This window comes from Gimesia sp. (assembly GCF_048260065.1).
In the GTDB taxonomy this organism is placed as follows: Bacteria; Planctomycetota; Planctomycetia; order Planctomycetales; family Planctomycetaceae; genus Gimesia.
Genome location: NZ_JBLXHC010000015.1, coordinates 52,664 through 72,990 on the forward strand (window position 1 = coordinate 52,664; position 20,327 = coordinate 72,990).

Annotated in this window: 11 protein-coding genes; 6 read left to right on the forward strand and 5 right to left on the reverse strand. The window is 52.2% G+C overall.

Annotated features, from left to right (window positions below; translation table 11 throughout):
* Nucleotides 1–82: 82 nt before the first annotated feature.
* The 5 genes from secA to ACN0YN_RS23855 all read left to right on the forward strand — a co-directional run bounded on the left by secA (nt 83) and on the right by ACN0YN_RS23855 (nt 9,095).
* Nucleotides 83–3,631 carry a preprotein translocase subunit SecA gene (secA, locus tag ACN0YN_RS23835; RefSeq protein ID WP_417387536.1) on the forward strand — a complete coding sequence of 1,183 codons (3,549 nt, stop codon included), beginning with the start codon at nt 83–85 and terminating at the stop codon, nt 3,629–3,631.
* Between the two features lie 45 nt (nt 3,632–3,676).
* A complete protein-coding gene (locus ACN0YN_RS23840) occupies nt 3,677–5,020 on the forward strand; it encodes a 3-deoxy-D-manno-octulosonic acid transferase (protein ID WP_417387537.1) in 1,344 nt (447 codons plus the stop codon).
* 276 nt (nt 5,021–5,296) lie between these two features.
* A complete protein-coding gene (gene metK / locus ACN0YN_RS23845; RefSeq protein ID WP_417387538.1) occupies nt 5,297–6,475 on the forward strand; it encodes a methionine adenosyltransferase in 1,179 nt (392 codons plus the stop codon).
* 50 nt (nt 6,476–6,525) lie between these two features.
* Complete coding sequence (locus ACN0YN_RS23850) at nt 6,526–7,467, forward strand: hypothetical protein (protein ID WP_417387539.1); 942 nt, start codon at nt 6,526–6,528, stop codon at nt 7,465–7,467.
* A gap of 488 nt (nt 7,468–7,955) precedes the next feature.
* Nucleotides 7,956–9,095 carry a 3-oxoacyl-ACP synthase III family protein gene (locus tag ACN0YN_RS23855; RefSeq protein ID WP_417387540.1) on the forward strand — a complete coding sequence of 380 codons (1,140 nt, stop codon included), beginning with the start codon at nt 7,956–7,958 and terminating at the stop codon, nt 9,093–9,095.
* A gap of 81 nt (nt 9,096–9,176) precedes the next feature.
* On the opposite strand, the gene ACN0YN_RS23860 is transcribed toward ACN0YN_RS23855, so the two are convergent.
* The 3 genes from ACN0YN_RS23860 to ACN0YN_RS23870 form a co-directional block, all read right to left on the reverse strand.
* Entirely contained in the window at nt 9,177–10,469 is a 1,293-nt protein-coding gene (locus ACN0YN_RS23860; protein ID WP_417387541.1) for a hypothetical protein, read from the reverse strand.
* A gap of 361 nt (nt 10,470–10,830) precedes the next feature.
* On the reverse strand, nt 10,831–13,995 hold the full coding sequence (locus ACN0YN_RS23865; protein ID WP_417387542.1) for an efflux RND transporter permease subunit: 3,165 nt from the start codon (nt 13,993–13,995) through the stop codon (nt 10,831–10,833).
* Between the two features lie 53 nt (nt 13,996–14,048).
* Complete coding sequence (locus ACN0YN_RS23870) at nt 14,049–15,251, reverse strand: efflux RND transporter periplasmic adaptor subunit (protein ID WP_417387543.1); 1,203 nt, start codon at nt 15,249–15,251, stop codon at nt 14,049–14,051.
* Between the two features lie 492 nt (nt 15,252–15,743).
* On the opposite strand from ACN0YN_RS23870, the gene ACN0YN_RS23875 reads away from it, so the two are divergent.
* Nucleotides 15,744–16,694, forward strand: a complete 951-nt coding sequence (locus ACN0YN_RS23875; RefSeq protein WP_417387544.1) for a glucosamine-6-phosphate isomerase — start codon at nt 15,744–15,746, stop codon at nt 16,692–16,694.
* Nucleotides 16,695–16,779: 85 nt separating this feature from the next.
* Here ACN0YN_RS23875 and ACN0YN_RS23880 read toward each other — a convergent pair whose 3' ends face one another.
* Both ACN0YN_RS23880 and ACN0YN_RS23885 read right to left on the reverse strand, forming a co-directional pair.
* Nucleotides 16,780–17,184 carry a bifunctional nuclease family protein gene (locus tag ACN0YN_RS23880; protein ID WP_417387545.1) on the reverse strand — a complete coding sequence of 135 codons (405 nt, stop codon included), beginning with the start codon at nt 17,182–17,184 and terminating at the stop codon, nt 16,780–16,782.
* 152 nt (nt 17,185–17,336) lie between these two features.
* A complete protein-coding gene (locus ACN0YN_RS23885; RefSeq protein WP_417387546.1) occupies nt 17,337–20,261 on the reverse strand; it encodes a valine--tRNA ligase in 2,925 nt (974 codons plus the stop codon).
* Between the last annotated feature and the right edge of the window lie 66 nt (nt 20,262–20,327).

The following is a 20,327-nucleotide window of genomic DNA, read 5'->3' on the forward strand; positions in this document are numbered from 1 at the left end:
CTGCCAGTATGACAGTCTGATTGTGATCGACCGGAATAAATATAGAAGATAATTTTTCGAGAATTCGAGTTCGGGTTAAAAAATGGAATTCCTTGACAAGCTGGGTGAATGGTTAACGACAGTAACGGCATGGTTCGAACGGTTCCTGACCGGATTGTTCGGTTCATCGAATGAACGCCAGATTCGCAAACTGGGTTTCGTCAGAGACAAGGACGGGAAGGATCAGATCGTACCCGGTTCCATGCTGGCAGAAATCGACAGTTTTGAACCGGAATTAATGAAACTGTCCGATGACGAACTGAAACAGACGACCGAAAAACTTCGCGCGCGACTGGCGGCGGGGGAGACTCTGGATGATATTCTCACCTATGCATTTGCAGCCGTCCGTGAGTCGGCACGCCGCAATCTGAATATGCGACATTACCCCGTGCAGATGATCGGGGGCTACTTTCTCCATAAAGGTATGATTGCGGAAATGGTCACCGGGGAAGGAAAAACCCTGGTATCGTCATTACCCGCTTATCTGAATGCACTGGTTGGAAAAGTGCACGTCGTCACGGTGAACGATTACCTGGCACTGCGCGACATGGAATGGATGGGCCCCATTCATATTGCGCTGGGGCTGACCGTCGGTGCGATCCAGTCCAAAATGGGACCGGAAGAACGCCAGAAGCATTATGCCTGCGATATCACCTACGGTACGAACAATGAGTTCGGTTTCGATTATCTGCGGGATAACATGAAGCCGGTGAAGGAACTGCAGGTGCAGGGACCTTTAAATTATGCCGTCGTGGACGAAATTGATAACATTCTGATCGACGAAGCACGTACGCCGCTGATTATTTCGGGTCCGGCCCAGGATGATCTGACTAAATATTCCAAAGCCAATTCCGTAGCGCTCAAGCTGATTCCAGGCACCGATTTTGAAGTCAAAGAAAAAGAGCATACCTGTCACCTGACCGATGCAGGAGTCAAGCACGCGGAAGAGCTGGCCGGTGTGGAAAGCTTTTATACCGCCGGCAACATGGAATGGCCGCACCTGATCGATAACTCGCTGAAAGCGCATCACCTCTACAAACGGGATGTGAATTACGTTGTCCAGCAGGGCGAAGTAATTATCGTGGACGATCACACCGGACGACTGATGCCCGGGCGTCAGTGGGGCGATGGCCTGCATCAGGCGGTGGAAGCGAAAGAAGGGGTGCGGATCAAAGAAGAGTCTCAGACTCTGGCGACCATTACCCTGCAGAACTTTTTCAAGTTATACGACAAGCTCTCCGGGATGACCGGTACGGCGATGACGGAAGCAGAAGAGTTCTGGAAGATTTACCAGCTGGACGTGGTCAGTATTCCCACTAACCGTCCGATGCAGCGCATCAATCACCCCGATGTGATTTATCAGACCGAAAAAGAAAAATGGACTGCCATTGCTGACGAAGTCCGCGAAATTCATAAAGAGGGACGTCCGATTCTGGTCGGAACGGTTTCCATCGAACAGTCGGAAATTGTCAGTCACAAACTGAGTAAATACGGCATTCCCCACAACGTTCTGAACGCCAAACATCATGAGCGTGAAGCGGAAATCATCGCACAGGCTGGTCGTAAAGGCGCCGTCACGATTGCCACGAACATGGCCGGTCGCGGTACCGACATTATTCTCGGGGGAAGTGCAGAGCATCTGGCTTGGGAAGAGTTGAGTCAGAAATACGCGTCCCGTATTGAGGTTCCCAAGGTGGAGTGGGACAAACTGGTCAAAGAGATTGAAAAACGGGAAGGCATGGATGTCGAAGCCGAGGAAGTCATGCAGCTGGGCGGCCTGCATGTGATCGGTTCTGAACGGCACGATTCCCGTCGTATCGATTTACAGCTTCGCGGTCGTTCGGGACGACAGGGAGACCCCGGTTCCAGCCGTTTCTTCCTCTCACTGGAAGACAAACTGATGCGGGTCTTCGCCGGCGAATGGGTGAAAAATATTCTGTCTCGCCTGGGTATGGAAGAAGGGGAAGCCATCGAAAGCCGAATGGTTTCCAAGCGTGTGGAAGGGGCACAGAAGAAACGTGAAGAAACGCACTTCGAGCAGCGTAAACATCTGCTCGAATATGACGAAGTCATGGACGAACAGCGAAAAACGGTTTACGGCTATCGTCAGCGGATTCTGGATGGCTGCAACTGTCGCGATCTGATTCTGGAGATGATCGAACGACAGGTCGACGAAGAGACAGAGCGACTGCTCGATAAAAATTACAGCTGGGATACGATCGCTGCCTGGTGTGGTCAGGAAGCACATATCGAAGTCGAGGCCGCTAATATTCGCGATATGGATTACGACCAGCTGGTCAGCTATCTGAAAGACGAAGCCGGCATGCAGGCGGATGATATCATCGCCGAGCAGATCAATGAAAATCTTCCGGAAGAGTATGAAGACGACTGGAACTGGCAGGCGTTGACCAAGTGGGCGAACGCTTATTTCAATCTGAATCTGAATGAACGCGAACTCAAGAAAATCGGTCGCGACGGGTTGCATGAAACGCTGTTTGAACAGGCTCAGAAAGCCATCGAACGCATTGATTTCACCCCCTTGAAGTCATTTCTGGATGAAGAGTGGGGCTCCCGTTCGCTGGCAGGATATCTGAACTATCAGTTCGGGATTGAAGCCGATCCGCAAGATTTCAAGTCGTTGAGTATTCCGGAAGCGAAAGCCAAAGTACTGGAAAAAGTCAAAGAGCTGTATCGGGAAAAAGAAGTCACCTTCCCGGTGACCGTGGGCATGTACAATTTCCTGGGTAATCAACAGCCTGGGAACGAAGCGAACAGCCGCGTCGGCCTGGTGAAGTGGGCCAATTCAAGATTTCACTCCAACCTCGATCTGGAAGCCTTAAAAGGAAAGCAGATCAACGAGATTCAGAATATCCTGTCTGCGGAAAGTGAAAAGGTCTTTGTCAACGGCGAAGCCTCTAAGCAGATTGAACAGTACCTGACGAAAGCCTATGCAGGCCACGAGAAAGTTTCTCACGGACAGGGTGGTCATTCAGTACAGAATAAAGCCGCTCTGGGAGAACTTGCCAGCTGGGCCAACGAGGAGCTGGAACTGAATCTGACGACGGAAGAACTGGAACCGCTCTCAGACGATGAAGTGAGAATTCGCCTGTATCAGGCTTACAATAAACGTTATCGCCCTGAACTCAGTCAGGCAGAACGCTCGCTGATCCTGGAAGTCCTGGATACTTCCTGGAAAGACCACCTGTATTATATGGATCATTTGCGGTCCGGCATTGGTCTGGTTGGTTATGCCCAGAAAGATCCTAAAGTCGAATATCGGCGTGAAGGGATGAAGGCCTTTGACGCCATGTGGGGCCGCATTGGTCAGCAGGTCACTTCCGCCATTTTCCGCCTGGAAAAGCAGAGCCCTGATTTTGTCGGTTCATTATGGCGTGTGACTGATACGATCCATGAAGAAGTCACCGATGATTACGATTACGATGAGGAGAGTGAAGGGGACACCAATTCCTCGGAACCTGCTCAGCAGGCAATCGATCCGATTGTCAATCAGCAACCCAAGGTTGGTCGAAATGATCCCTGTCCGTGTGGCAGCGGGAAGAAATTTAAAAAGTGCTGCGGAAAGAATCTGTAGCTTAATATAGTCCGGTATTGAAGTCCGGTTGGGGAATGGAATCCCGTGCAAATCTATGCTTATCTGTTGAATCTCGTTTACGGTCTGTTACTGGCCTGTGCTTCGCCAGTCATTCTGTACCGGGTACTGGTCCAGAAGAAATATCGAAGTGGTCTGGCGCAGAAGTTTCTGGGTCAGTTGCCGGAGCGAGCCAGCAATGCGCCTTGTCTCTGGTTTCATGCTGTCAGCGTGGGGGAAGTGTTGCAACTGCCTCCTCTGCTCGAAGAACTGAAACAACAGCATCCTGAGGTCGAACTCGTGATCTCAACCACAACGCATACCGGGTATGCGGTGGCAAAAGATAAATTTCCTGACTTTACCGTCTGTTATTTCCCCCTGGATTTTTCCTGGGCAGTAAAACGGGCGCTGCATCGCATCAGGCCGACAGCGGTGATTCTGGTGGAGATGGAATTCTGGCCGAATTTCGTGTTGGCAGCTGATCAAGCGGGAATTCCGGTCTCCATTATCAATGGTCGGTTAAGCGAAAAGAGTTTTCGAGGATACCGAAAGCTGCGCTGGCTGATCGGGCCGCTGTTGAACCGTCTGGAATTGATTGCGGTTCAGACCGAAGCCTACGCGGAACGCTTTCAGGCGCTGACAGGCAGTGCAGACCGGATTGCAGTGACCGGCTCGATTAAATTTGACGGCATCGAGGTGGACCGGACGAATCCGCTGACGGCGGAATTACGGAGTATTTTTCGGTTGAATTCAGATGATACGGTTCTGATCGCCGGCAGTACGCAGTCACCGGAAGAGGAGATGGCGTTAGAGGTTTACCAGTCGGCCCGGCAGCGGTTTCCGCGGCTGCGTCTGATTCTGGTACCCCGTCATCAGGAGCGGTTCGAGGAAGTTGCCGAGCTGGTGCAGCGAAAGGGGCTCCCGCTGATTCGCCGCAGCGAGCAGGAGCCGGAAGAAGCAGGAGCTGTGTTGCCGTTTACGAAGAATCAAACCCCTGCGATCGGCCTGCTCGATACACTGGGAGAATTGAAATCCTGCTGGGGACTGGCTGATATCGCGTTTGTCGGGGGAAGTCTGACAAAGCGTGGTGGACAAAATATGATCGAACCAGCCGGCTACGGGACTGCCCTGATGCTGGGGCCGAATACCTGGAATTTCAAGGATGTGGTCGACGCCCTGCTGCAGCATCAGGCTGTCACGATTGTCCAGGATCAGTCTGCATTTCACGAGACATTGATTCAATGGCTGAAAGCCCCGCAACTGGCTGAAGAACAGGGAATACGGGCGCAGCGCTTTGTTTTAGATCAACGGGGAGCCACAAAACGAACTCTGTCGCTGATCTTACCATTTATTGTACAGAAAGAGGCAGACTGGCAAGGCAGAGCTGCCTGATTCAAGCCGTTTTTCGCTGTCTGAGAAGACTTTTTTCTACAGTAAAAAATACCAGAAACATTTTCTAAAACGGAAAGCAGAGCGAGAGAAGCTCTTGTTGACTTTACTCTGGATTTCTACAATTAGGCAGAATTATTTTTGTATGAAACGCACAGTGAGTGTAGAAGTGTCCTTGCAGACAGGTCGTTTCATCATTTGAGGTAATGGATCAGGTTCCAGGTAAATACCTGGATCCGGGTTTGCTCATCATGGCAAAGTATTTAGGTGGAGTAACGCATGGCTAATTTTTCGTTCACAAGTGAATCCGTCAGTATGGGACATCCGGATAAGGTCTCCGATCAGGTTTCCGACGGTATTCTGGATGCATTGCTTGCTCAAGATCCTTATTCACGTGTTGCTTGTGAAACACTGTGTACCACGGACTTTGTCGTGCTGGCTGGTGAAATTACAAGTAATGCCAAAGTCGATTATGAAAAAGTCGCACGCGACGTCATCCGCGATATTGGTTACACCAGTAACGACATCGGCTTTAATGCCGATACCTGCGAAGTACTGGTAAAACTGCATCAGCAGAGTGCAGATATTGCCCAGGGCGTTGATGCAGAAGGTGCCGGAGACCAGGGGCTGATGTTTGGCTATGCCTGCAATCAGACTGAAGAATACATGCCGGTTCCGATTGCCCTCTCACACCGGATTTTGAATAAGCTCACAGAGATTCGCCAGAATGGTGAAGTCAACTGGCTGCTGCCCGACAGCAAAAGCCAGGTCACCGTTGATTATGAAGACGGAAAGCCTGTCAGCGTTTCAGCAGTCGTTGTTTCCACCCAGCACACAGAAGATGTGTCGCAGGAAGAAATTCATAGTTTTGTGATTGAAAAAGTCATCAAGGAAGTGATTCCCGCCGACTTCTTGAGTGACAAAACAAAGTACCACATCAATCCTACAGGTCGTTTTGTGATCGGTGGTCCTCACGGTGATACCGGACTGACCGGACGTAAAATTATCGTCGACACCTACGGTGGCTGGGGTCGTCATGGCGGCGGTGCATTCAGCGGGAAAGACTCTACCAAGGTAGACCGGTCTGCTGCTTACATGGCACGCTATATTGCCAAGAACATTGTCGCTGCCGGGCTGGCTGCCGAGTGCGAAGTTCAGCTTTCCTATGCGATTGGTGTTGTGGAACCAACCAGCATTTACGTGGATACCAAAGGGTCATCTGTGATTCCGGAAGAGAAAATTTCCGAACTGGTTGCAGAAATCTTCCCTCTGAGCCCACAGGGAATTATTAACCATCTGCAGCTGCGTCGCCCTGTCTTCAGAAAGACAACCTGGGGCGGTCACTTTGGTCGGAACGATCCCGATTTCACTTGGGAAGCCACCGACAAAGCAGCCGAATTAAGAGACGCTGCCGGATTGGGGAACGAAGTACCCGAGACACAATTTGCCATGTCCTGAGCAATCCCGATGACTCGGATATTGGCAGAGCAGAAGGGAAGATGCTCAATATGAAACACTCCAAGCAGAATCTTTATTGCCTGGAAAGTGAATCAACACGGGGAAAGCTGTCTCTTATGAGAGGGCTTTCCCCTCTGTTTTTTACAGGCGTGATCATTGCCGGCGGGGGAGGGCTGCTGCTCTTACGCGCCGTCGGTTCGATCCAGGTGGAAGACACTTATCTCCCCACGCTGACCGTAGGCAGCCTGATGTCCTGTCTTGTCGCAGGGAATCTGTTATTGCTGCGTCAATTCCGCATGCTCAAGCTCACAAGCAGTCAAAAGAGCGGCCTCACACTGGCGCTTGTCTTACCAGTGCTGGCCAGTATGCTGGCGGTCTTACCCGAAAATGGTCTCAACCTGATAGGCATCCTGTTTTTCTGTCTGACTTATTTCATGGCGTTTGCCGGAGTGCTGGAATGGCTTGACCGGGAAGCGGTTGAGCGTGCTGAAGAGGAGCCGTTCAACAGTCACGAACAGGAGTTTTCTGAGACCGTTCCAGTAGAATCTTCGTCTGCCGCTGCTGATTTTGAGGCATCAGATCACGCTGAGATCGATGCAGATCGCGAACAGCGATTTGAGGCGTTATTAGCAGAAAACCAGTCTGATCTGGAATCGCTTTCTGAAGATCAGGAACACGCTGGCTGCTCACAATGGATGAATCGCAATGCTGATGAAGCAGGTTTTGAATTCATTGAAGGCGGAATCCTGGTGCAGTTTGAACCTCAGCAGAAAACCCGGGTCGTGCATCTCGGGATTTCTCCTCCGCTCAAGGGAAAACTCTCTGTCAATTGCGAGTTTGACTCAGGGTTATCTGTCCGGACCCGGGTGCTGGAAACGCGGGGTTACGGCGTCAGTGTAGAGGTCAAACGGTCTGCTGATCTGGACCAGGAGTTTCAGGCAGTCATGCAATATTGGGTGACCAATCAGTCGTGCAATGAGGATGTGGCCTGAAACTGGTTTCCTTTTGATCATCAGGGGAGTTTGGGATATCTGCCGAATTCCAAAACTTATCGAGAACCGAAATTGAATTAAGTCTAAAATGTGTCAAAATAGGCTTTTAAGTTTATTTGCAGGACACCGAATCTTGCCTATATTATACGTTAGCTGGAATTTTCTATATTTCGCTAGTTTCCAATTTTATGAAACGCTATACTTTGCGAACATTGTTGACGAATCAGGTCTGAACGGCAGTCGTCAGCAGTCAGTGAGATTTGTTATTACCCGTCTTGCTGCCAGTCTTTATAGCTTTTGGTTACTGACGCGAAATCGTTTTGGTAATCAGTTAGTGCATCGACATTTGAAGCCGAATCTCATCCTGAGTTCAATCTTCAATGGAATTGTGCTGCATCACGATCGGACTCGTGTTGAAAGGAGGTCGAGCTCTGTCTGTTCGACAGGTTTGACTCAAACTGAATAAGGATGTCAGGATTATGCACAAGATGTCTTTGAAATTTCAATCAAATAATCAGGTCGATTCAACAGATCTGGAATCAGTTCTGGATGCGTCCGGGTTGTTAAATCAACAACAGGATCAGGCACCTGAGACAAAAAAAATAGAGAGCAAGCGTGGTCGCCAGGTGATTAGTCAACGAACTAATTCATTGTTGGGAGTACAAATTGTTTCGAGTGGATCGTATGTACCAGACAACGTCGTTACAAATCACGATCTGCAGGAGCGTTTTGGATTTGACCCGGAATGGATTGAACAACGCACGGGGATTCTGGAACGTCGGCATGCCCCACCAGAAATGGCAACCAGTGATTTATGCTACGAAGCAGCACAGAAAGCAATCCGTGCCGCCCGCGTTAATCCGGAAGACATCGATCTGCTGATTGTCGGCACCTTCACACCGGACTTTCAATGTCCTTCCGTGGCCTGCCTGGTGCAGGATCGCCTGGGACTGGATGCTCCTGCCATTGATCTGCAGGCTGCCTGTGCCGGTTTCATGTATGCCCTGGTGACTGCTGCCCAGTATGTCGCGACGGGAAACAGTAAGCTGGCTCTGGTGATTGGCGGCGACTGCAACAGCCGCATCGTGAATCCGGAAGACCGCCGGGTGGCTCCCCTGTTTGGTGATGGTGCCGGTGCTGTTCTGCTCTCAAAGGGTGATCCTCATCAGGGACTGACCTGCTATCAGACGGGATCTGACGGCAGTGGTTGTTCTCTGCTGGACCGACCCTCCGGCGGAACCCGTAATCCTGCCACTGCCGATGATATCGCTGCCGGGCGTCATTACCTGAATATGGATGGCCGCAGTGTCTTCAAGTGGGCTGTGCGAACGGTTGCCGATTCGATTGATCTGATGCTGACCAAAACCGGCATGAGTGTGCATGAAGTCGACCTGTTCCTGATGCATCAGGCCAATATCAGAATCATCGATTCTGCCTGTGAACAGCTGGGAATTCCTCGCGAGAAGGTCTTTAATAATCTGGATCGCTATGGAAATACCTCTGCGGGATCGATTCCAATTGTGCTGGACGAAGCGTTCCAGTCAGGGCGGATCAATCGCGGCGATACCATTCTCCTGAGTGGTTTCGGTGCCGGACTCGCCTGGGGAACAGGTCTGTTCCGCTGGTAGATCCTCGCTTTGTCGATTGATTCTCAGTGAATGCCGCGCGTGCTCTGACTGTCAGAGTACGCTCAGTCTTCCCGTGCCGGCTTACTCCGGGTCGCTTGGCTCTTTCGACTCCTGCTGTTCGTCGTCACCCGTCGTGTCTGGAGTCACAGGCCGTTCAATTACAGGTTCACCTGCTTTGGCAACCCCTGCCAGCGGCAGCTCATTTGCTGCGTCAGGGTCTTCTTCCGCATAGTAGACGTGATCGATGGGCGTGCCGTCATCACATTTCCTCAACAGGAAATAAATGACAGTATTGGCCGACCAGAAGAAGCTGATCACAAAACCGGAAAACGTGATATTGAGCAGGGAGCCCCAGCCTTTGGAAATGGAAGTGGCCAGATTGGTCTGCCCCTGGTTGAACAGATCAAATGCCTGTTCGCTGCCCATGCCCCAGCTGACGCCCCAGAATGCCAGGTGGGAGACCAGTTGCATCAAGAGTTCGACCAGGAACAGGCAGGCGGTTCCGTAACAGAGTGTGACAAAGACCAGCCACAGAAAATACCAGATCCGTCCGAAAATATAGCTGAAGATGCGGCTTAAGCCATCGAAGCCATCGCTGTCTTCTACGCTGATGGTGGTCATCATCAGAGGCCAGCCGGCCAGTGTGACCAGCAGGATCAGGCTCATGACGAACGCAAACAGAAAAGCCAGTCCCCAGAACAGGCTGACAATGACTCCGCCGGCACTGGGAATATTACCCAGCAGTCCGATCAGCAGGCAGAGGACCCAGAAGAAACCCATGCCCGCAAACGGGAGCAGGGGGGCACTGACCAGCGACAGGATTCGTTTCAGTGAAAAGCCCAGCGACGCCCGGATGCCGATGTGATCATCCTGCGCAAACTGAATGGCGGCAATTCGGGTGATGGCACCTCCAAATACCGCCCAGATAATAATTGCCCACAACAGCTGTGTGGTCGCATACGCCAGCGAACTCCAGCTGGCGCCGGTTTCAAACAGGGTCAGAACCGGCCTGGTGAAATAGGACATCGGTTCCAGCAGGGTGGCCCCCTGAATGTAATCGACCAGTCCTGGAGACTGTTCCGGAATCGGGGTCAGCCCCTGTTGTGGAGAATGTAAAAACAGGTCGGAATTCCGGGGAGGGAATACGATTCTCTGATGTACGAGTGACGAACGGGTGGTCACCGGTTGCCCGGGTGCAAACGGGAGCTGATTAAATAGCTGATTGCCCAGCATCAGCAGCAGAATGGCTGCAATGGCCAGCAGAATTTTCTGGAAATCAACAGCCAGCCGAAATACCCGAAACAGGTTCAGCCAGGGAAACAGAGTTTTATAAGGAATTGGTTCGGTAATCAGTGCCGGTTTTTGATTCATCATCGTCAGAGTGTATATCCAGATGCCCAGAGATGAGAGAGATGCCCGATTGACAACATCCTGTATTGCAAAATCCGTAACAGAAAGACCGTCAATCCCTCAGTTCGTATTCAGACTGAAATCGTGCAGGAATTGCTGTTAATCTGATCTCAGATGGCAAAACCCGAACAGACTCGTGCAGACGAATACAAACCAGTGGTCCATCAATCCTGTACTGACAGGAGGTCAATGTCAGGCGAGCACGCCAGCGAGCGTGCGGACCATTTCGACCAGCGTACCATTCCAGGTCTGATAAGACACGTGACGCGTATTATAGACAGACCGGCGGAGTTGATGCTATCGTAGACCGGAATTCCCCGTCATTTCAGCTGGATTTTACCGGTTCGCCGAGGAGCGGTTCCGGTACGGGAACTTCCCTGTTTTGCGCTGTTCTATTCGCAGCAGGAACAGTACAGGTCTGGTAGATCAATGGAATCGCCAGCAGGGTGATCGTGGTTCCGGCAATCAGGCCGCTGACCACAACACGCGCCATGGGAGCCTGCAGTTCGCCCCCTTCGCCCCAGCCCAGTGCAATCGGGATCATGGCAAGAACGGTTGTGAGCGTGGTCATCAGAATCGGTCGGAAACGACGTGTGGCGGCCTGAATGATCAACTCGTTGACCGGTCGTTCCGGGTAGCGCCGCCGGAGCTGGTTGATGTAATCGACGAGCACGATGGCATTGTTGACCACAATTCCCGACAGAACGACGATGCCGATGAAAGACTGCACGTTCAAAGTCGTGTCTGTGAACACAAAGACCCAGATGACGCCAATCATCCCCAGCGGAACCGCAAACAGGATGTAAAACGGATCGCTCAATGATTCATACTGCGAAGCCATAATCATATACATCAGAAGAATCGCCAGGATGAATCCCTGTTTCAGCGCTGTGAAACTCTTCTGCTGTTCTTCCCAGTCGCCTGCCACACTGACCGAAAATCCGGAGGGAATCTGGATGGCACTCAGGTTGTCCTCCAGCTCAGGCACAATACTCCCCAGGTCCCGTCCTTCGACATCGGCAAAGACTCTCAGGATTCGCTGCTGGTTCTGGCGTTCAATGACCACGGGGGCTTCGTTGGCTTGAAAGGTGAGCATATTCTTCAAAGGAATCGTACGGCCGGTTGCCGTCGTCACACCGACCTGTTGCACGTCATCCATCTGATCGCGGTCTTCCGCCCGCAAACGGACAACGACGGGAAATTCGTCTCCTTCTTCGCGATAGAGTGTGGCTTCGGTTCCCCGAATGGTCGTTTCCAGAGTCTGTGCGATATCCTGCACACTGATTTTGAGCAGCCCCGCTTTTTCCCGATCGATGGATGCGGTCAGTTCAGGCCGTTTATCCGAAACTTCCGCTTCGACATTGATCAGACCGGGGGTTTGCTTCATGACGGAGACGACCTGGTCGACAATCTGTTGCGCGGCCAACAGATTGTGGCCGGCGACCTGGACCACGAGATCTCCGCCACCCCGTCTCCCGATCATCCGCATCAGCATCATTTCCGTTTGAGCTTTCACCTGGACTTTCATGCCGGGAATCGGGCCGATCGCATCGTCGAGTGCCTTGCGGATTTCTTCGATTCCCCGTTCGCGTTCGCCGCGGGGGAGCAGCTGGATTCGTAACGTGGTGCGGTTCCACTGATCCGCGTCGTCCGCACCATCACCAATAAAGGAGGCGATGGCGATTGCTTCGGGCACTGCTTCAATGGTTGCCTGTTCCAGAATCCGCGTCTGCTGATCCAGTTTTCGCAGTTGAATTCCGGCAGCCATTCGCGAAAAGACATTGATCGCGGCTTCGTCTGTTTTCGGCAAAAACTCTGTTTTGATATGGGGGATCAATCCCAGTGTGGTCGTGAAACAGAGCAGCAGGAGAAAACCGGTTATGGTGGCGTGCTTGAGGCTGAATTTTAAGATGCGTTCATAGATCCACTCCAGTACCAGCAGCATGCGATGGTTCATGTTATGGAAGCCGTCAATTAACGCGAACCAGGGACGCGACCAGCGCGAATGTGCTTGCGGGGTCTGGTCCGGAATCCAGTAGGCACTCATGACCGGTGTCAGAGTCAGGCTGGCGACCAGCGAGCAGATCAACGAAAAACCGACCACCCAGGCCAGCTGATGCAGCAGAATCCCGGTTGTGCCATGAATAAAGATCAAAGGCAGGAAGATAATCAGTGTGGTCATCGTACTGGCAATGATGGCGGAGGAGACTTCTTCCGTTCCTTCAATGGCCGCTGTCTTGGGGTCGAGCCCTTCTTCCCGTTTGCGGAAGATACTTTCCAGCACCACGATCGAATTATCAACCAGCATACCGACGCCCAGTGCCAGTCCGCCGAAAGAGATGATATTCAATGTGAAGCCCTGAAAATAAATCAGGGTGAATGTCGCCAGGACAGAGAGGGGCATACAGACGCCAATCACCAGCATGCTGCGGAAGCTGCGCAGGAACACAATCAGAACCAGAATCGCCAGCCCCATTCCGTACAGGGCGGCTTCCTGGATGTTGGCAATCGACTGACGAATGTATTCCGAGTTGTCCACGCGAATTGTGAGATTCACGTCCGGGATCGATTTATTAGCCCGTTCGACCTGTTTGTGCACCTGATCGCTCACGCTGATTGTATTCGCACCCGATTGCTTATATACGTAAAGCAGAATGCCGGGCTGCCCGTTCATCCGGGTCAGTTCTGTCCGTTCCTTTTCCCCATCGACGACTTCAGCGATATCTCTGACATGAACGGTGGCACCTGCCTGTTCACGAACGACCGTATTCTCGATCTGATCCAGGCTGGTAAATTCCCCCTGGCTGCGGATATGCAGGTTTAAATTGCCTTCCTCGTAATTACCGGCGGGCTGGTTGATATTCTCCTGCTTCAGCGCATTGATGACTTCGTTGACGCCCATATTGAGCGACTCGAGCTTGCTGCGATCCAGGTTGATCTGGATCTCGCGTTCAATTGCGCCCCGCATGCGGACCCGGGCAACCCCTTCCAGCTGTTCGAACTGGGGGATGATCTGATTTTCCGTCAGGCGGGTGAGCGTGATCGGGTCCAGATCACTGTTCAACCCCAGGTACAGAATGGGGCGGTCCGCGACATCAAAATGGCGGATATAAGGATCTTCTGCGCCATCAGGCAGCTTGTTTCTCAGCTTGTTCAGCGAGTCGCGGACTTCGTTGATTGCCAGATTGAGATCGGTGCCCCACTGGAACTGCAGACGGACGGTACTGCTCCCTTCCATGCTGCTGCTGAGGATGTTCTCGATGCCCGAGACAGAACTCAGGTTCTGTTCGATCGGGCGGGTAATCTGTTTTTCCGCCTCGTCAGGACCTGCGCCTTCATAAATTGTGATCACGCTGACGCTGGGATTCTGAATGTCAGGCATCAGATCCACGGCCAGCTGCGACAAAGAAACCCCGCCCAGCATGACCAGCACCAGTGAGGACATCAGGGTTGTAATCGGACGCTGGACTGCCAGTCGGGTCAGGGACATAATGGATTTCTCAGGAATTTATGATCTACTGTTGAACCAAATGATCATCCTGATCACAAATTAGTTTTCTGCGGTAACGGAGGCGGGGCCTGAATCACCTGATCCATGGGGACTTCCACGGGGGTAACGGTCTGTCCTTCATCGACCATCCGGTTCCCCAGAGTAATGACCAGGTCTTCCGGTTTAAGTCCGGACAGAATTTCGACGAGTTCTCCGTTATTAATGCCGGTTTCAATGTTGCGTCGTTCGGTCATCGGGGGATTGCCACCAATGATGAAGACGGCTAAACCAGGGCCATCTTTTCTGCGGGTGAGTGATGCAATCGGCAGGACGCTGGTTTTGTGGCGATGTTCAAAGACAATCTGCACGCGGGCATGCATGCCCGGTTTCAGCGAGAAGTCGGCATTTGGGATTTCGATATGTACGGCGGCGGTGCGGGTCTGTGGATCGAGCACCGGTGCTTTCCGTTTCACATGACCGGAAAACGTGCGACCCGGGAAGGTATCAACGGAGATCAGTGCCTTCTGTCCGAGTTTGACGTCTTCATAATCTTTTTCCACGATATGCACGACGGTCCGGACATGATCCAGATTCACAATTTTCATTAAGGGGACATCCGGTTTTGCCAGATCGCCGACATCAACCATCCGTTCTGCCAGAAAGCCATTCGTCGGTGCCAGCACTTTATTTTCTCTCAGACGCAGGCGGCTCTGTTCCAGATCCGATTTGGCCTGTTCCACCCGGGCTTCTTCAAGTTCGGTCTGCGCTTCCTGAATCGCCTTGTTGGCCAACGCTTCTTCCATCTCCTGCTGCGTGCTGACCCCCGATTTCTGCAGGACCAGCAGGCGTTCATACGCTTTGAGGGCCAGATCCTGAGCGGTGAGCTGCGCTTTCAGTTGTGCCTTGGCAACGGTCAGAGATGCATCTGCTTTGCTGACCATTTCCTGGAGTTCTGTGTCATTCAGTTCCAGAATCACATCGCCGGCTTTGATCTGCTCACCGACGTCGAAGGGGATGTTTTTGATATAGCCGCTGTATTTGGAGCGGATTTCGACCTGGGAGCCCGCTTCCAGGTTACCCACCAGGGTGATGCGTTTCTCGAGAGTTTTTTCCGTGGAGCGGGTGACTTGTACCGCGATCGGTTCAGTCAGGATTTTCTTGGGGGCAGTTTCTGTATTGTTCAGGGAGTGCTCGTAGACCAGCCAGCCTGCAATCATTGCAACGGCCGTACATGCTGGGGCAATCAGTACTTTCATCTTTTCGTTTCTCCGGTTGTGTGAACCGCAGCAAGTGTCAGTAGCCAAACAAATAGTTTACTGATCGAGAATTCTGGCTGGCAGAACCTGAGTTCAGTGAAAATCGGTTTGCATTAGACGCTTGATGTATGACAACAGAGGGACTCCGTTGTGCAATCGGGCAGGTTGTCGGTTATCGTTTAAAGATAAACTTCTGGTTGTTTAAGGCAGGTAAGCTAAGGCAGGATCGACAAATCATTTAAGATGCCGACTCAGCTCATCTATTAGAACTATATCGGTAAGAGATTTCAAGATGTTTGTCGTTCTCAATGGCTTTGTTTAAATATTCTTTTGTTTGTCAAATCGCAGGCTGCTCTTTCCTGTTCTTATGCCATTTCTATGCTAAAATCCACTCCAGTTTCTGAATTTTGCAACAATGATAAGAAATTATCTGTTTTTGACAGTCAGCACAGTTTGTCCAACCTGTGAAATCGCTTTGAGAAGGGAAAAACGATGGATTTAATGAGTACAATTGCCGGTTCCATGATGGAAGGGTATTTTCCAGCAGGATGGGACCTGGCCAAAATCGACCAGTGCATGAGTGCCGATCCGACGACCATTACAGACCGCCAGTCCTGGTGGCATGCAGGCTTTGAGCCTGTGATGTGCGGGAGCGTCACTGACTTTGATACGATGCTGGGACATGAGATCGCTTTAACGATTAAGCAGTCTCGCGATGCTGGTGAAAAGCTGGCATTGATCCTGCCTGTGGGACCGATGGGCATGTATCGCTGGGCTGTCTACTTCCTCAAGGAATGGGGCGTCTCCTGCGACCATGTTTATGGTTTCAACATGGATGAATGGAGTGACGCAGAAGGCAATACTCTGCCTCCCACTAACCCCGGTGCGTTCCAGTACGCCATGCAGGAAGCCTTTTACGGTCCGCTGGGTGAATTAACAGTTCCCGAAAATCAACGTCACTTTGCCACAAAAGACGTACTCCCTTCTTATGCAGAAAAAATCGGCGAATTGAAATCCGCGGGTGCGAAACTGGGGGTTATCTTCGGTATCGGCCGTGTCTGTCATATCGCGTTCTGGGAACCGCATTTTGCCGGTGAATTTAATTCCGAAGAAGAATGGAAAGCACAGACTCACCGCATCGGTGCCAGGCTGCATCCTCTGACCATCGAGCAGAACGCCATCACCAGCTTCAAGAGCCGCACGACTCTGGTCCCCGCGTATGCCAACACAATTGGACCAGGCTGCTTCCTGCAGGCCGACAAGATTATCGGCGGTTGTGACGGTATCTTCTCGCGTGGCATGCAGTGGCAGGGAATGAGTGTCTGGATGACTCTGCGACATGAGCCCACCAGTTGGATTCCTTCCACTTACATGACGACTCAGCCGGGTCGACTCATCATTCTGGATGAACTGGCCGGACCACTGGTTGCCGAATGTAACTAAACGACTCAAAACCAACACAAAAGGCAGCTCGAATACTGATTTCGAGCTGCCTTTATTATTTTCATTGTCGTGTCGCTGAGAACGCTTAACCGGCTGTTTGCTCCAGCACCGATTCATGGACATAAATTGGCAGAGGCGGATCGTAATGAATCGATAGCGCGATGGCATCACTGGGGCGGCTGTCGATCTCGATCAGCTCGCCATCCTGTTCTACCCGCAGGACGGCATAGTAGGTGTGATCTTCCAGATGCGTGATCACGATATCTTTTAAGGTGCCTCCCAGGGATTCGATCGTGTTTTTCAACAGGTCGTGCGTCAGCGGTCGCTGAGGAGAAAACTCCTGATTGACGCGGCGGTCAATCGTGGTGGCTTCAAAGATTCCAATCAGGATCGGGAAGACACGCTCGCCTTCCACTTCGCGCAGATAAATCACCTGCTGATCGCCGATCTCGCTGATAATAATGCGAGATAACTCCATTTCCACTAACAAGAGAGCCTCCTCAGGTCAGGCAGGGAATTCACTGCAAACCAGATTCTATGTGACGAATTTAAAACTGAAATACCTGTGGTCGCAAAGTTATTATACACCGATTCCGGGCAGGGCAACAGATCCTGTCTGAATTCGCAGCCAGGAAGCTCAGCCTATTTTCCTTCGAGTTCGTCGATGGTTTTCAGAACACTTTGCAACTGTTTCTGATTTCCTGCCAGCGTCTCCTGAACCCCTGCCACCACATCGGCGGGGGCACGATCGACAAAGTTTTTATTGGCCAGTTTCTTCTCGCTGGCTTCGATATGTTTCTCGAGTTTTTCTGCTTCGCCTCGCAGACGTACCAGCTCGGCTTCCAGATCGATGATTCCTTCCAGCGCGATGAAACCGTCGACATCGTTGAGCGAAAACGTCGCTGATCCGCTGGGACGTTGGACATCCGCGCCCGCGGATTCCAGTAATGTTTTCGCCAGGTTGTCAAACTGTCCCGCGACATTCTGCATGTCATCTGCCACGCTGGATTCACATCGCAGGAAGAGCTGCAGCGGCACTGACGGGGAAATTTTATAGACGGCACGAATATTTCGTACGGCGACAATCATTTCCTGCAGACGCTCAAACCGTTTTTCCAGCTGAGGATCCTGCCACTCCTTCGGTGGTTCGGGCCAGGCGGCAATCATGATGCTTTCTGCCCCGGGTTCCGGCGTGAAGAGACCCCGTTCGGGAGCGATTTCGTTGAGTCGCTGCCAGAGTTCTTCGGTAATGAAGGGGACGAAAGGCTGCAGCAGTCGGAGCAGGGTATCGAGGACTCCCACCAGAACGCGCTGTGCCGCCGGCTTCTGTTCTTCATCCCACAGGCGGGGCTTGATCATTTCCAGGTACCAGTCGCAGAATTCATTCCAGGTGAAGTCGCGAATCGCACGCGTCGCGACATCGAACTGGTAGCGACTTAAGACGGTGGACATCTCTTCGGCAACCGTGGAGAGCCGACTGAGAATCCAGCGGTCTTCCATCGTCAGATCTGATTCCGACAGTGGAGCAGGGGTGTACCCTTCCAGGTTCAGCATGGCAAAACGACTGGCGTTCCAGAGTTTGTTGCAGAAGTTTCTGCCGTACTCGAATCGCTCACTGACGATGCGTGCCACCTTTTCGCCGGGATCCGGGTCGAACCAGGGACTCGTGTACTGATATGATTTTCCACTCTTGGGGAATTTGATCCGCGGTTTTTCGCCGCCGGCGGGAATCGTTGTCTGATGTTCCAGAGTTTGAGGCACGACTTCGCCCGTTTCCGGATCTTCATAACCCACGGGCAGACGGACGTCCTGTGTTTCACCGGCGAATGAAGCGATCGTAAACCGGACCGCATCGACGCCGTATTTATCGATCAGATCCATGGGATCGACGCCGTTCCCTTTGGATTTGGACATGGTCTGTCCGAAACCATCCAGGATTTTCGGATGGATGCAGACATGTTTGAAGGGAATGTCGCCCATGTTGTACAGGCCGGTCAGCACCATGCGGGCCACCCAGAGGGTGATGATATCGCGGCTGGTGACCAGGACACTGCCCGGATAGAAATAATCGAGGTCCGGGTTCTTGTCGGGCCAGCCTAAAGTCGCATGCGGCCAGAGGGCACTGCTGAACCAGGTATCCAGAACGTCTTCATCCTGGATCAGTTTGTGCGCGACTCCCAGTTCATCACCGGTCAGATCGGTTTCACTGCAGATCAGCCAGCAGGTGTCTTCATCATCCCGACGGAAACTTACATCGTATCGATCGCCGAACGCCTGTTTCAAATCGTCTTCAGAACAGGTGTCACAGTACCAGATGGGAATGCGATGGCCCCACCAGAGTTGACGGCTGATGCACCAGTCCCGCTTCTCTTTGAGCCAGTCCAGATAGGTTTTGGAATAGCGGCTGGGGAAGAAACGCACACGGCCGTCGTCAACGGCATCAATGGCGGACTGCGCGAGCGTGTCCATCTTGACGAACCATTGATCGGACAGATAGGGTTCGATCGGAGTTTTGGAACGGTCGCTGTGTTTAACGGGGATCTGCCGGTCTTCGACTTCAACAAAGAAACCGAGCTTGTCCATGTCTTCGACCACTTTTTTACGGGCCGCATAACGATCCAGGCCTTCATACTCGCCGGTCGCGTCGTTCATGGTGCCGTCCGGATTCAGAATGTTGATCTGTTCCAGATCATTTCGCAATCCACAGGCATAGTCGTTGGGATCGTGCGCGGGCGTCACTTTGACGGCCCCGGTTCCGAGATCTTTGTCTGCCAGTAAAGCATCGGCAATGATCGGGATTTCGCGTCCGTTTAAAGGGATGCGAACCAGTTTACCGACCAGATTCGTATAGCGTTCATCGGAAGGATGCACGCAAACCGCGGTATCGCCGAGCATGGTTTCGGGGCGCGTGGTCGAGAAGGAAATCCGTTCGTCACTGCCGACAACCGGATACTGGAAGGTCCAGAACTGGCCGGCAATGTCTTCAGAAAAGACTTCATCATCGGCAACAGCGGTCTGCAGGAACGGGTCCCAGTTGACCAGACGTTTGCCGCGATAAATCAGCCCGTCGGAAAACAGCTTCAGAAAGGTACGGCGAACCGCTTTGGAGCACATGTCGTCCAGGGTAAAGCGGGTGCGCTGCCAGTCGCAGCTGGCGCCCAGCTTTCTCAGCTGATTCAGGATACGTTTTTCGTACTGGTCTTTCCATTCCCAGATTCGTTCCACCAGTGCTTCGCGACCAATGTCGTGCCGCGTCAGGTTTTCCTCTTCCTTCATGCGGCGTTCAACAACAGCCTGGGTGGCGATGCCGGCATGATCGGTTCCGGGCATCCAGAGCGCTTCGTAGCCCTGCATGCGTCGCCAGCGGGTGATCAGGTCCTGCAGCGTGCCGTTGAGCGCGTGTCCCATGTGCAGGGCACCGGTGACGTTGGGGAGCGGAATCATGATCGTGTGCTGTTCTTTTTCCGGGTCGGGCTCGGCGTGAAAATAGCCGTTCTCTTCCCAGAACTGGTACCACTTCTGTTGTGCACTTTCAGGATTATATTGTTTCTCTAACGATTCGGTCATGATTTCGAATGGGGTCTTGTGCTTGAAGATATGGTTAAAGTGGAGAAATCGCTCTGCCACGAAATA

Coding starts and splice junctions, on each gene's coding strand:
- ACN0YN_RS23885 (WP_417387546.1), bottom strand. CDS start 20,261: ATGACCGAATCGTTAGAGAAACAATATAATCCTGAAAGTGCACAACAG.
- ACN0YN_RS23850 (WP_417387539.1), top strand. CDS start 6,526: ATGAAACACTCCAAGCAGAATCTTTATTGCCTGGAAAGTGAATCAACA.
- metK (WP_417387538.1), top strand. CDS start 5,297: ATGGCTAATTTTTCGTTCACAAGTGAATCCGTCAGTATGGGACATCCG.
- ACN0YN_RS23875 (WP_417387544.1), top strand. CDS start 15,744: ATGGATTTAATGAGTACAATTGCCGGTTCCATGATGGAAGGGTATTTT.
- ACN0YN_RS23865 (WP_417387542.1), bottom strand. CDS start 13,995: ATGTCCCTGACCCGACTGGCAGTCCAGCGTCCGATTACAACCCTGATG.
- ACN0YN_RS23855 (WP_417387540.1), top strand. CDS start 7,956: ATGTCTTTGAAATTTCAATCAAATAATCAGGTCGATTCAACAGATCTG.
- secA (WP_417387536.1), top strand. CDS start 83: ATGGAATTCCTTGACAAGCTGGGTGAATGGTTAACGACAGTAACGGCA.
- ACN0YN_RS23860 (WP_417387541.1), bottom strand. CDS start 10,469: ATGATGAATCAAAAACCGGCACTGATTACCGAACCAATTCCTTATAAA.
- ACN0YN_RS23870 (WP_417387543.1), bottom strand. CDS start 15,251: ATGAAAGTACTGATTGCCCCAGCATGTACGGCCGTTGCAATGATTGCA.